Origin of the sequence: Flavobacterium noncentrifugens, assembly GCF_900100375.1 — a bacterium.
Lineage (GTDB): Bacteria > Bacteroidota > Bacteroidia > Flavobacteriales > Flavobacteriaceae > Flavobacterium > Flavobacterium noncentrifugens.
The window spans coordinates 192,493-206,896 of record NZ_FNEZ01000006.1; the positions used below are offsets into that span (position 1 = coordinate 192,493).

General features: G+C 40.9%; 7 protein-coding genes. 6 read left to right on the forward strand and 1 reads right to left on the reverse strand.

Features of this window, described 5'->3' with window-relative positions; all coding sequences use genetic code 11:
- Positions 1-2: 2 nt before the first annotated feature.
- Positions 3-1,049, reverse strand: a complete 1,047-nt coding sequence (locus BLS32_RS16110; protein ID WP_139171794.1) for a sialidase family protein — start codon at positions 1,047-1,049, stop codon at positions 3-5.
- 125 nt (positions 1,050-1,174) lie between these two features.
- On the opposite strand from BLS32_RS16110, the gene BLS32_RS16115 reads away from it, so the two are divergent.
- The 6 genes from BLS32_RS16115 to BLS32_RS16140 all read left to right on the forward strand — a co-directional run bounded on the left by BLS32_RS16115 (position 1,175) and on the right by BLS32_RS16140 (position 14,349).
- A complete protein-coding gene (locus BLS32_RS16115) occupies positions 1,175-2,338 on the forward strand; it encodes a hypothetical protein (protein WP_091398300.1) in 1,164 nt (387 codons plus the stop codon).
- Positions 2,339-2,487: 149 nt separating this feature from the next.
- Positions 2,488-4,449 (forward strand): KUP/HAK/KT family potassium transporter, encoded by a 1,962-nt coding sequence (locus BLS32_RS16120; protein WP_091398304.1) that lies wholly within the window; start codon positions 2,488-2,490, stop codon positions 4,447-4,449.
- 113 nt (positions 4,450-4,562) lie between these two features.
- Positions 4,563-5,783, forward strand: coding sequence for an RsmB/NOP family class I SAM-dependent RNA methyltransferase (locus tag BLS32_RS16125; protein WP_091398306.1), 1,221 nt, complete (start codon positions 4,563-4,565; stop codon positions 5,781-5,783).
- 12 nt (positions 5,784-5,795) lie between these two features.
- Positions 5,796-6,875 (forward strand): endonuclease, encoded by a 1,080-nt coding sequence (locus BLS32_RS16130; RefSeq protein WP_091398309.1) that lies wholly within the window; start codon positions 5,796-5,798, stop codon positions 6,873-6,875.
- Positions 6,876-6,998: 123 nt separating this feature from the next.
- A complete protein-coding gene (locus BLS32_RS16135; protein WP_091398311.1) occupies positions 6,999-8,096 on the forward strand; it encodes an endonuclease in 1,098 nt (365 codons plus the stop codon).
- 166 nt (positions 8,097-8,262) lie between these two features.
- Positions 8,263-14,349 (forward strand): S8 family serine peptidase, encoded by a 6,087-nt coding sequence (locus BLS32_RS16140; protein ID WP_091398313.1) that lies wholly within the window; start codon positions 8,263-8,265, stop codon positions 14,347-14,349.
- The last annotated feature ends 55 nt before the right edge of the window (positions 14,350-14,404 follow it).

Here is a 14,404-nt window from a genome sequence, read left to right on the forward strand (position 1 = left end):
TTTTAAAACTTAAAATTCAATTTTACGATCTTATTTTTTCCTGCTGCGATAGCTGTGTTTTTATTGACAAAATACAAAGTATAAAGTTGATTTTCATCGGAAAATTTTATCCAGTTCTTACCAGAATAAGAAGAATACTGCAATCCCGATGCGCCAACACTAACAATTTGGGTCGCCTTACTTTTAGGAACATATTGTATGCAGGAGGCATATCCAAAACCTTGTCCATCGGCAGTGAGTTTCCAGGTTTTGCCGCCATCAGAAGTTATGGCTTTATTCTTGTAATTATTGTTTAAGTCATCATAATTTCCTCCGGCAATAAATCCAGTTTTGTCGTCATAAAAATCGGCAGTAAAGATTCCTGACATTGCACTACCTTGTATGATTGGCGTCGCATAAAAAGTCCAATGCTTTCCTTTGTCTGATGAATAAAAAACTCTGGCTTTTGTACCACCCGAAACAATCCAGGTTTCATTTTTTACAATCACTATATTGGTATTGCTTGCAGCAAAAACGGCTTCTCCGGGTGAGAGTTCTGGCAAATTAACAGCCTTTTCTTTTTTCCAGGTTTGACCGCCATCGTGGGTAGTGATTATTGAAAAAACATTCTCAACAGGGTCACCAACAGCAATGCCTTCCTTGTCATTCCAGAATTTCATACTGTCATAAAAAACTTTTCCGTCATGACTTTCCTGATACACAAGTTCTATTTTTTTATCAGATTTATGGATTTTATACAGCAAACCCGGATCACCGATAGAGAGCATGAAGATGTTTTCATTTGTTTGGGCAATACTTCTGAATTCTGGCTTCAAATCTTTATAATCGATTTGGTTTTGTTCATCAATTCCGGTATCGATATCGATCCATCCATATTTGCCTTTATCGGCTGCATACCAAATTTTATTCTGATCAACAACAATCGAACGAATGCTGAAATCATCTGCTAAAAGCGTATCAATTGCAACCGATTTAAAAATATCCTGTGCACAAACGCGGCAAGATAAAGCAAAAATCGTTAAGAGAATCATTAGTGAAAACCTATCCATTTTGTTAATCTTTAATAAATTAAATAATAATTTTACAATCCCTAAATTTCAATTGCAGTCTTGGCACAGTAATTGAAACTGCGCAAATCAAAGGTAACCCTTACAGTATCATTAAACCACAAATCATGAAAACTAAAATAGTAACTTTCGCATTATTCGCATTTGTATTAAGTGCGCCCATTTTCGCCCAAGACCGTACAACTGTAACAGCAACTGGTTCAGACATCAGTGACAATCTTGATTTAAAAGCTGTAGCATCTATTTTTGGCGACTCACAAAATCTTGAAGATTTTGAGCAAAGACTAAACGATCCAAATTTACAGATTTCAAACCTCGACCTGAATAATGACAATGAGGTTGATTATTTAAGGGTAATCGAATCTGTTGAAAGCAATACCCATTTAATCATTATTCAAGCCGTTTTAGACAAAGATGTTTATCAGGATGTGGCTACTATAGAAGTTGAAAAAGGCAGCAACAATCAGGTTCAGGTACAAGTTGTCGGGAATACTTTCATGTATGGCCAAAATTATATTTATGAACCCGTTTATGTAAATACTCCTGTTATTTACAACCATTTCTGGGTTACCAATTACCGTCCTTACGTATCGAGTTGGTATTGGAATTACTATCCAGGGTATTACCACATGTGGAATCCCTACCCTATTTACAGATACAGAAGAAATGTACATGTACACATTAACATTCACAACCATTACAATTACGTTACAACGCGAAGAAGCCAGACGGCAGCAGTATTATACAATGGACGACGCGCTAACGGATACGAAAGACAATATCCCGACCGTGCTTTTGACAGAAGAAATGCGAACGTTACGAATCGTTACGAACTAGACAAAACGAGAACTGAAAGCATCAAACGCCAGGGTTATAATGGGCAAACCAGGACCGGAACGACTAGAAATACATCGGTTACAAACGGAACAACGCGTACCGCAAATGTCAAAGCCCAGAACTACAACACTACAAGAGTGCGTACAAATGACGTAAAAGCTGTTCCCCCGAACACAGCAAGAACCCGAAACGAGGCTACTCAAATTCAGAGAACACCAACAAATGCTGGAATCAGGACGCAAAATCCGATTAAAGTTCAAAACCAGTCAAATCAGGTAAGAAATAATTCTGGTAGTGCAATTCGTACACAAAGTGCAGCTCCTGCACAAAGTCCGCCAAGAACACGATCTGCTGCAACGCCTAGAAACGAATCTTCGCAACGTGCCGCACAAGTACAGGGATCAGAGTCAAGAAATTCATCTTCAAGGAGATAATCCTTCTAACAATCATTATAAAAAGAGCATCATAACATTATGATGCTCTTTTATGTTGTCAATATTTTTCTTTCCTATAAAATTTAATACCAACATTCATCATTGGTATACTTAAATTGGTAAATTTGTATCTTTTTTAACAACTTTTTATGAGCGCTCAACATCACGGCCTTCACAATAAACTCACTTTTGCAGGTTTATTAATTACCCTCGGCATTATTTACGGTGATATCGGTACTTCACCTCTGTATGTAATGAAAGCCATAATTGGAAAATATCCCATTAATGCTGATGTTGTCCTTGGAGGGATTTCCTGTATTTTCTGGACGCTGACTTTACAGACTACCATTAAATATGTGCTGATTACTTTAAGTGCCGACAACCACGGCGAAGGCGGGATTTTCGCTCTGTATGCACTCGTTAAACGAACAAAAATCAAATGGCTGATTGTTCCTGCGATCATTGGCGGAAGCGCACTTTTAGCAGACGGCATCATCACACCTCCCATTTCAGTATCGTCCGCAGTAGAAGGAATAAGAACATTTTATCCCGACATTAATACCGTTCCGATTGTTATCGGAATTCTTGTAGCACTTTTTACGATCCAGCAATTCGGGACAAAACTTGTCGGAAAATTCTTTGCACCAATGATGCTCATTTGGTTCGGAATGCTCGGTGTGCTCGGATTTATACAGGTCATGGGACATACTGATGTCGTGAAAGCCATCAATCCGTATTATGCGTATCATTTATTAAAAATACACCCTGAAGGTTTTTATGTACTCGGATTCGTATTCCTTTGTACCACCGGAGCTGAAGCTTTGTATTCTGATATGGGTCATTGCGGACGAAAAAATATCCGCATCAGCTGGATCTTCGTAAAAACAACTTTAGTCCTGAATTATTTTGGTCAAGCCGCATATTTGATTCAGCACCAAGGAAAAACATTACAGGAATTGGGCGGGGATTTTGCCAATCCGTTTTACCTGATTATGTCAGACTGGTTTCAGCCTTTCGGAATAGCCATTGCAACGATTGCCGCAGTGATCGCTTCCCAAGCATTAATCAGTGGTTCTTTTACTTTGATTAATGAAGCCATGCGATTGAATTTCTGGCCTAAAGTAAAGATCAAATATCCGACAGAATTGAAAGGACAATTGTACATTCCGTCAATCAACTGGTTACTTTTAGCTGGTTGCGTCATGGTTGTTTTGCATTTCGAAGAGTCGGGAAATATGGAAGCTGCTTATGGGCTTGCGATTGTTTTGTGTATGATTATGACAACAATTCTGTTGAATTATTACATGATCATGAAGCGCGTTTCCTGGTACTTCATCACACCGATCATTTTGGTTTATCTGGCCATTGAAATCAGTTTTCTGATTGCAAACCTTAAAAAGTTTTCACATGGCGGTTACGTAACGCTTTTGATTGCCCTGGTTCTTATTATCATCATGGCTGTTTGGTTTAAAGCCAAGAAAATTAGCAAAAGCTACACGAAAATCGTTAAGATCGACAATTATAAAAAAGTCCTTGCTGAACTTAGTGTCGATTTATCAATCCCAAAATACGCAACGCATCTCGTTTACATGACCAATGCCGGGCGTACAGATGAAATCGAGGAGAAAGTAATGTATTCTATTCTGCAAAAACGTCCTAAAAGAGCCGATATTTATTGGTTTGTCCATGTAAATATTCTTAGCGAACCTTACAAAACAGAATATAAGGTTACCGAAATATTAAAAGACGACTTGTTTAGAATTGACTTTAATCTGGGTTTCCGTGAACCAACAAAAATCAACCTCATGTTTAAAGAGGTGCTTCGCGACATGGTAAAAAATGGAGAAGTAGATGTGACCAGCCGATATGAATCCTTGAACAAAAATAACATCCTAGGTGATTTTAAATTTGTATTGTCTGAAAAATTCCTTTCTAACGACAGTGACATGTTGTGGCATGAAAAAATCATTATGAATACGTATTTCCTGATCAAAAAATTCAGTTTATCAGAAGAAAAAGCATTCGGGCTCGACAGCAGTTCTGTAAAAATTGAAAAATTCCCGATGGTTTTGCATCCGCCCGAAAGGATATGCTTAAACCGCATCAACTAATAATTTAAAAAAAACACTGCTCAAAACAGTGTTTTTTTATGCAATAAGCAAAGAATTGCAGTTTAACATTTAATTAAGCATTTAATAGTACCTTTGCCCCTCAATAATTAAAAATGAGATTACACCGAAATTTAGTCTACACGACTATCGACTCCCTAAACGCGATCTTTAATGATGGCGAATATGCCGATAAAGTAGTAGCACGTGCCTTGAAAAAAGACAAACGCTGGGGCAGTTCCGACAGGAAATTTGTCGCAGAAACCATATATGAAATTGTGCGTTGGAAACGTTTGTATGCAGAAATTGCCGAGGTGAGAGAACCTTATGACAGGGACAATCTTTGGCGCATGTTTGCCGTTTGGGCCGTTTTGCGCGGTTACCCGATTCCGGATTGGAGACAGCTTGAAGGCACGCCTGAAAGAAAAATCAAAGGACGTTTCGACGAATTGTCAAAAACCCGTGCACTCAAAGAATCCATTCCTGATTGGATGGATGAACTCGGTGTGAAAGAACTTGGAGAAAAAGTTTGGGCTACTGAAATTGCTGCTCAAAACCAGCCTGCAAAAGTTGTTCTCAGAGTCAATACTTTAAAAACGACCAAAGAAAAACTCCGTGCGATTTTAATGGATTTGAATATCGAAACCGAATTCCTTAAAGACCAACCCGATGCACTGGTTCTAAAAGAACGTGCAAATGTTTTCCTGACCGATGCTTTTAAACAAGGATTTTTTGAAGTTCAGGATGCCAATTCTCAGCTCGTAGCGGCCTATCTTGATGTGGCTCCAGGAATGCGTGTCGTCGATACGTGCGCAGGTGCCGGTGGAAAAACGCTCCACATTGCTTCATTAATGGAAAACAAAGGGCAACTGATTGCAATGGATTTGTATGAAAGCAAACTCAAGCAATTAAAGCTTCGCGCCAAAAGAAATTCGGCCTTCAATATCGAATATAGAATCATTGATTCTACCAAAGTCATTAAAAAACTCCATGAAAAAGCCGACCGTGTTTTAATCGATGCGCCTTGCAGCGGATTGGGTGTTTTAAAAAGAAATCCAGATGCAAAATGGAAGCTGCAGCCTGAATTTATAGATAATATCCGTAAAGTCCAGTCAGAAGTTTTAGAAAGCTATGCCAAAATTGTAAAACCTGGCGGAAAATTGGTTTATGCCACATGCTCTGTATTGCCTTCTGAAAACCAGGAACAAATTAAGCGTTTCTTAAGTACTGAGACAGGCAAAAATTTTACTTTTGTCAAAGATTCCAAAATTTTAGCCTCGGAATCAGGATTTGACGGATTCTATATGGCACAACTCGAAAGAAATAAAACTGAATAATTAAATACCACTATGAAAAAAGTCTACATTTTATTCCTGTCTTTGTTTGTAATGACAGGTTTTTCCCAAGCTCCTGCAGGATATTATTCCAACGCCACCGGAACGGGTTACGCTTTAAAAACGCAATTGTACAACATCATCAAAGGGCATATTGACCGTGGGTATGATGGACTGTATGTCACTTATCAAACATCTGATAAGGATATTTTTTACGAAAATGATGGCACTGTACTTGACATGTACTCAGAAAATCCAACTGGAGTTGACCCATATAATTTCTCTTTAGGAACTGCCGACAGATGTGGGAATTATACTGCCGAAGGCGACTGTTATAATAGAGAGCATATCATCCCGCAATCTGTTTTTAATGAAGCAGCACCTATGCACAATGATGCGCATTTTATTACGCCTACAGACGGTAAAGTAAATGGCGTAAGAAGCAATTTTCCTCACGGGAAGGTTGGCGTAGCTTCTTCTACTTCCTTAAATGGATCGAAACTAGGGCCAGGAATTAATTCAGGTTATGCTGCCGGATATTCTGGTACCGTTTTCGAACCAATCGATGAATTTAAAGGTGATATTGCGCGGATGTACTTTTACTTTGCAACACGCTATGAAAATGTAGTTTCTGGGTATTCTTATGCGATGTTTAACGGAACAACCACTCAGGTTTTCACCGGTGCATTTAAGAACATTCTTTTAGAATGGAACAGAATGGATCCTGTAAGTGACAGGGAAATCTCAAGAAACAACGCAGTTTATGCACGCCAGAACAACAGAAATCCATACATCGACCGTCCAGAATTTGTAAATGAAATCTGGGGCCAGCCGCTTGCTACATCAGATTACGATGTATTGGCTGATGTAACTGTTTATCCAAATCCTGCATACGACCAGAAAATCAACATCCATTCAGAAAATGACCTTGACGAAATTCAACTGGTAAACATCAATGGACAAATCATGTTGCAGATTCAAAAACCTGTAGCCAATGACCACAATTACGAGCTTGGAAATCTACCTCAAGGATTCTATTTCCTAAGATTATCTGCAGGAAATCAAATAACTACGAAAAAAGTATTGGTGAATTAATTTCAACAATACCGTTTATAAATTATGCCTTTCACAACAGAAAGGCATTTTTTTTGAACAAAAGTTAAAGTTTATTGCCAATCCAAATATCCGTATAACTTTGCCATCCGAAAAAATCTACATATGAACAAATTCTATTCAATTGCTGCCTTGCTTACAACAGGCTTGATAATGGCACAAGCGGGATCACCTGCAACTTATTACAGTGATATCAATTTCAACCAGTCGGCTGCAGCCTTAAAAACTGCAATTTCAACAAAAATCACTGCAACACATACCAAAACGCTCAATTACAGCCAGGCTGAAGAAGCGTTGAAAATTGTTGACATTGATCCGGACGATGCAACCAAAACAAATGTTTTATTGTTGTACGGATTCAGCAACAACATCTGTCCTTCAAGCACCGCTGACGACAATGACCACAGAAGAAGAAACAAAAACAGTGATGGCGGAGGCGCGAGCTGCCAATGGAACCGCGAACATACGTATGCAAAATCATTGGGAACGCCAGATTTGGGAACTTCAGGGCCGGGAGCAGATGCACACCATTTAAGAGCTTCTGATGTGCAGAGAAACGGCGACCGGGGAAGTGAAAAATTCACAGCCGGGACAGGAACTTCACACGATGTTACTTCGGCAACCTGGTATCCGGGTGACGAATGGAAAGGTGATGTCGCCCGCATGGTCATGTATATGTACTTAAGATATGGCAACCGTTGCCTTCCTAAAAATGTCGGTGTTGGAACTGCAGTTGCAAATGACAGCAACATGATCGATTTATTTTTGAAATGGAATGCCGAAGATCCGATATCTGCAGTTGAAGACCAAAGAAACACTTATCTTGGTGATGCATCAAATACTTACGGACAAGGAAATAGAAACCCTTTTATTGACAATCCGTATCTGGCAACAGTCATCTGGGGCGGGCAGCCAGCAGAAAACCGTTGGCCGGATGTATTTCTTGCCACTGATGCATTTGATGTCATGTCAGGAATTTCTATCTATCCAAATCCTTCGAACGACAATAGGATCAATATCGATTCAGAAGCCGACTTGGATGAAATCCAGTTGATAAACATCAATGGACAAATCGTGCAACAGATCAAAAAACCGGTTTCAATCAACCATACCTACACCGTTGAAGATTTACCAAAAGGATTTTATTTTCTAAAACTAAATGCTAACAATCAATCTACTACGAAAAAAATAATCGTGAATTAAGCTAATTATTCTACTTTTTCATATAGCCCGCCAAAAAAATGGCGGGCTTTTTTTATATCTGTATTTTATTTATCAGCATTAAATTTTTTTATATGGATGATTGTTTTATTTTTGATTCCAAATCTTAAAATTTTCTTAAAAACGAATTTTTTCCAAAGACTCAAAAATGAAAAAAATATACTTTCTTCTGATCCTTTTGCCCTTTTTCATGTCTGCTCAAAATGAAAAGCAAAAAGTAGTGATTGCTGCAAAATCGGATGTCAAAGCGCTTCAAAGCATCTCTAAAAAACAGGAAGCCTTTTTTAAAGAGAACAGGAAGCTCGCAAATGATCTGGCAAAACAGTACAACTGGCCCAAAGAAATAAAGACTAAAGATGATTTTTCTGTGCTTGTAGGGGTTTCAGACCGTTTAAAACCAATCTATTACACTACATTCAACCGCGGCGCAGGAGTGACGTCACGTGCCAATAAATTGTATACTGACGGTGGACTTGGGCTTAACATTCAGGGAGAAAACATGACTTCTGCCGTTTGGGATGCCGGTGCTGCTTTGCATTCACACCAGCTTTTTAGCGGGCGCGTACAAATCATGGACAATACCGCCGAGACACATTATCATTCTACGCATGTCGCCGGGACAATCATGGGTTCAGATCAATTTCAGAACGGTGCAGCACGTGGAATGGCTTTTAAGTCGAACATGCAATCTTACGACTGGAGCAATGATCTTGCAGAAATTGCTGTGGCCGCAGCCAATGGATTGCTGTTATCCAATCATTCTTACGGCATAAATCCGTATTTTATGGAAGCGTACCAATGGGGAAAATACAACGAATCGGCACAAACAATAGATGATATCATGTTCTTCGCTCCCTATTACCAGTTTGTCTGCGCTGCAGGAAACAGCAGAAATGATTTCAATACCGGGAAAAATGGCTACGATCTCATCAGCGGCCATGGTGTGAGTAAAAACGGAATCACGGTGGCAGCTGTAAATGAAGTGCAGGATTATACCGGGCCGGAAACTGTAGTCATGTCTGAATTCAGCAGTTGGGGCCCAACAGATGACGGCCGGATCAAGCCCGATATTTCGGCGAAAGGCGTGAATACATTCTCAGCAGTTGATGATTCCAATACAGGATATGGCGTTCTTTCAGGAACTTCTATGGCTTCGCCAAGCGTAAGCGGCACTTTGCTCCTGCTCCAGCAATACTACAACCAGCGCAACAATTCATTTATGCGGGCGGCTACTTTGCGTGGGCTGATGATTCATACTGCAGACGAAGCCGGTACAAATCCGGGGCCTGATTACGCATTTGGATACGGGTTAATTAATGCCGAAAAAGCTGCGGATGTCATCACTAAAAACGGCAACCAGGCATATATTCAGGAAAATAACCTGCAACAGGGCGAAACGTTTTCCCTTGCGGTCAAAGCTATTGGAAATGAACCGCTTGTTGCGACTTTATCGTGGACAGATCCAAAAGGAAACATTCCGGCCCAAACCATCGACCTCAATACGCCAAGCCTAGTTAATGATCTCGACATCAGAATTACTAGGGGAACAGATACATTTTTACCGTGGAAACTCGACCCGGCCTTGCCATCGGCGGCAGCCACAAAATCTGACAATACCGTTGACAATGTCGAAAAACAGGAAATCCAGAACCCTTCCGGAAATTATGTCGTGACAGTGTCGCATAAAGGCGTTTTGTTGAATAATGCCCAACGATATTCTTTGATCATTTCGGGGAATACCGTTACCGATTTCTGGTTTACAACAAATGAAAGTACGAAAAGCATTTGTAGGGGAAGCAATACGGCAACCATCCCATTTCAGTTAAATACCAAATCTGAATTTAGCGGAACCGTGGCTTTGTCTGCTTTGAACCTTCCCAATGGCGTTACTGCCGCATTCAGTCCGCAGCTCTTGTTGGCTTCCGGACCGTTTGTGCTGACTTTAAATGGCCTGGACCAATTGGCATTAGGAAATTACCCTTTCTCCATCAAAGGGCAGTCTGCGTCGGATGAATTCGAGATGAACCTTGTTTTAAAAGTCTTATCATCGGATTTTTCAACGATCACGCCACTGCTTCCTACCAACAATGCCGTCGGGATTAGCAATCCGGTAAACTTTTCATGGACAGCCGATGCCATAGCCGAAAGCTACGAAATTCAGATTGCAGCTTCAGCTGATTTTGATCCGATAATCGAAACTGCAACGGTATTTTCAAACATGTATGCTGCTTTAACTTTAAAAAACAACAACAGGTATTTCTGGCGCGTAAAAGGCAAAAACGGTTGCGCATCCGGAAATTATTCAACACCGGTTTCATTTATTACGAGTTGTCTCGCCTTGACTGATTTTACAGTTTTACGAACCAACTCAACAACAGCTACCATCAGCTGGACAGAACAGGCTGCTGCATCCTCATGGCAGCTTAGGGTTGTACCCCAAGGCAATTTGCCTTCAGGCCCTGCAATTACTGTAGCGACAAATCCGTTTACGGTAACAGGCTTGAATTCAAATACCTGTTACGACGCTTATGTGTTACTCAGTTGTATTGACAGCGCACCTGTATGGACCGGGCCTTATACTTTTTGCACCCAGCCCGATTACTGCAATGGCGCGCATTTCTATGATACGGGCGGCGCTACAAACAATTATCCGGACAACGAGCAAAAAATCACCACTATTTATCCTGAAAATCTAGGTGACAGGATTAAAGCGCGATTCCTTAATATGAACTTATTAGATTATCAGGACAATCTTGAAATTTACAATGGTCCAAATACAAACTCCCAGATTATCTATGCCAGTTACTGGGGCAATCCTCCCGGAACTGTCGTTTCAAATCATGAATCGGGTGCGCTGACTTTTAAATTTACATCCAATGGCAATGAAAATTCAACTGGCTGGGATGCTGAAATCATCTGTGAACCGCTTCCGCCTTGCCCATATTCCCCGGTTCAGCCTTTTGTAACAAGCGTGAACGCGACAACTGCTACAATCGCATGGTATGATTATGTAAATCCGGTTTCGTGGGAAGTCGAAATTGTATTGAAAGATCAGGTGCCAACCGGTACTGGAACCATTACGAACACCAAACCTTATCCTGTAGCAGGGCTTATTAAAAATACCTGTTATGATTTTTATATCAGGTCAGTTTGTGCAAACGGCCCTTCATCATGGACAGGCCCATTTTCATTTTGCACCACTCCGGATTTCTGCGGTGGCGATCATTTTTATGATACCGGAGGCCTAACGGGGAATTACCAGCCCAATGAATATTATCAAAAACAAATTTTTCCAGATGCTCCGGGACAACGCATACGTGCTACATTCAATAGTCTTGATCTCGGGCAGGAATGCTGCGATGCTTTAGACATTTACAACGGGCCGTCTTTTAACGGAAACCTGCTGTATCGTGGCACCACCGGAAATATGCCGCCGTCTGTAGCCTCAACTTATTATGACGGATCGCTGACTTTCGTATTTTATTCCGGATACAATTCAACTGCTGCAGGCTGGGATGCGACAATCGTTTGTGAGCCTATGCCACCATGTGCCAACCCGCCGACAAATATTTTTGCTGATCAGATAAAATCTACGTCTGCCATTTTGTCCTGGGCAGAAAATTCAAATGCAGTTTCATGGGATGTTGAAATTGTTCTACGAAATGCCGTTCCAACTGGCATTGGCAATAGGGTAACCAACAATTATTTCCACAACGTTACCGGACTTCAGAAAGATACGTGTTATGATATTTATGTGCGTTCCAACTGTTCGGATGGATCATCAACATGGACAGGCCCGTATCAATTTTGCACGATTCCAGATTATTGTGCAGGCGATCATTTCTATGACAACGGAGGGCCTGATGGAAATTATATTCCGACAAATTACAGCGTGACTACCATTTACCCTGATCATGACGGGGAACGTATAAAAGCTATTTTCAATACTTTCTCAATCGAAGAATGTTGTTCCGGATTTTCTGTTTACAATGGAACAAATACTTTTTCGCAGTTGCTGTATTCGTATTCAGATCAGACTCCAACTCCGCAAACTTTGGTTTCAACCTATCCGACCGGGGCATTGACTTTTGCGTTTTATTCTTACGGCAGCACACCGCGTTCAGGCTGGGATGCAACAATTGTTTGTGAGCCAATGCCTCCTTGCCCGAACAGGCCAACTGACATTGACGTATACAACATCTCAAAAACAACTGCTACAGTGGATTGGTTTGAAAATTCCGGCAGCAATTCCTGGATGGTTGAAGTGGTTCCCACCGGAACTGCTCCTACAGGCACCGGTATTACTACGAACATTAAACCTTACTACGCCACAGGCTTAACAAAAAATACCTGTTATGATGTTTATGTAAAATCTGTTTGCACGAATGGCCCTTCAGACTGGACCGGCCCTTATAAATTTTGTACCCTTCCGGATTATTGTGGCGGCGATCACTTTTATGACAGTGGCGGCCCAACAGCGAATTATCTTCCTAACGAATATAAAATGACCACCATTTCACCCGATAATCCAAATGACAGGATTCGGGCGGTTTTCAATAGTTTTAACATTGCCAACTGTTGTGCTTCTATGGTTATATACAATGGGTCTAATACCTCTTCACCGGTATTGTATAACAGTTATGGAAATTCGGCAGCACCTACAACGTTTGCCTCTACGCATGCTTCCGGCGCACTGACATTTGTATTTTATTCCTACAGTGATACAACACTTTCCGGCTGGGATGCAACAATTATCTGCGAACCAATGCCTCCATGTGTCAATCCGCCAACAAATGTGATGCTCACAAATGCGACTACATCTACGGTTACCGTTTCATGGTCTGAAAATTCAGCAGCGACACAATGGGAAATATTAAAATTACCAAATGGTGCTTCCCCTACGGGGCCAGGAACGGTTTGCAATACCAATTCTTTTACTTTCACTGATCTTGCATTGAATTCCTGTCAGAACATTTTTGTGCGGTCAATGTGTACCGACGGGCCTTCGTTGTGGGTTGGCCCATATAATTTTTGCACCCAGCCGGATTATTGCAATGGCGTACATTTTTACGATACAGGCGGAGTGAGCGGCAATTATCAGAACGGAGAGAATTATGTAAAAAGTATCTTTCCTGAAACATCCGGCGGAAAAGTCAAAGCAATATTCAACAGCCTGGTATTGGAAAATTGCTGTGACCAATTGGCTGTTTTCAACGGGCCAAACGACCAAGGAGAAGTTTTGTTCAGCTACACCCAGCCAAAGGTATTTACTTCTACGCATCCAACAGGTGCATTAACTTTTAGGTTCTCTTCGGATGGCAGTTCAACCAGCTCCGGCTGGGATGCTAGTATTTTATGTGAAGCGCCTGCCGCATGTCTAAACTATCCGATTTCCCTTATAGGGAGTGCGGTTTCGACTACTACTGCTGTTGCAAGCTGGTCGTATGTTCCGGGAATTACTTCCTGGCAGATCGCTATCGTTCCTGAAGGAGAAGTGCCGCACGAACAGTTTTACACGACGACCGTTAATTCTTTTGCATTCAACGGATTGCTGCCCGGAACTTGCTATTACGTTTATGTAAGATCTGTTTGTAACGCAGGAACTTCAGGTTGGGCCGGGCCGTTAAAAATTTGTACCACTCCCGATTATTGTTCCGGAAATCATTTTTATGACACCGGCGGGCCGTTTGGAACTTATCAGGATGCAGAGAATTATACGACAACCATTTATCCGGATCAGCCAGATAAAAAGGTGAATGCCGTGTTTAACAGTTTCCAATTGGAAAGCTGCTGCGATTACCTTAGCATTTACGATGGGCCTGATCATACTTTCCCGAGGTTGTCACAATCTTTTGGCAGCAATTCGCCAGGATCAGTTACTTCGACACATGCAAGCGGTGCTTTGACATTTGCTTTTTATTCAGATGGGAGCCAGACTTACAGCGGCTGGGATGCAACGATAAATTGCGCCACTTTGGCAAATGAGGAAATCAGCGGTGTGTTCGATAATTTTGATTATGCTCCAAATCCGGTAATCAATGCCTTGCATATTAAAGCTGCAAAGAGCATAAAAGAGTATCATATTTACAGTATTGAAGGCAAGTTGCTGAAACGTGAAACGGCCAACAGCCTTGATTTTGAGATTGATCTTTCAAGTTTCAACACCGGAAGTTACCTGATTCGTTTTACTGATGAAAACCAGAACGCCAAAACCATCAAGGTGCTGAAAAAATAAACTGAAAATAAAAAAGTCCCGTAATCATACGGGACTTTTTTTATGATAAAAATTA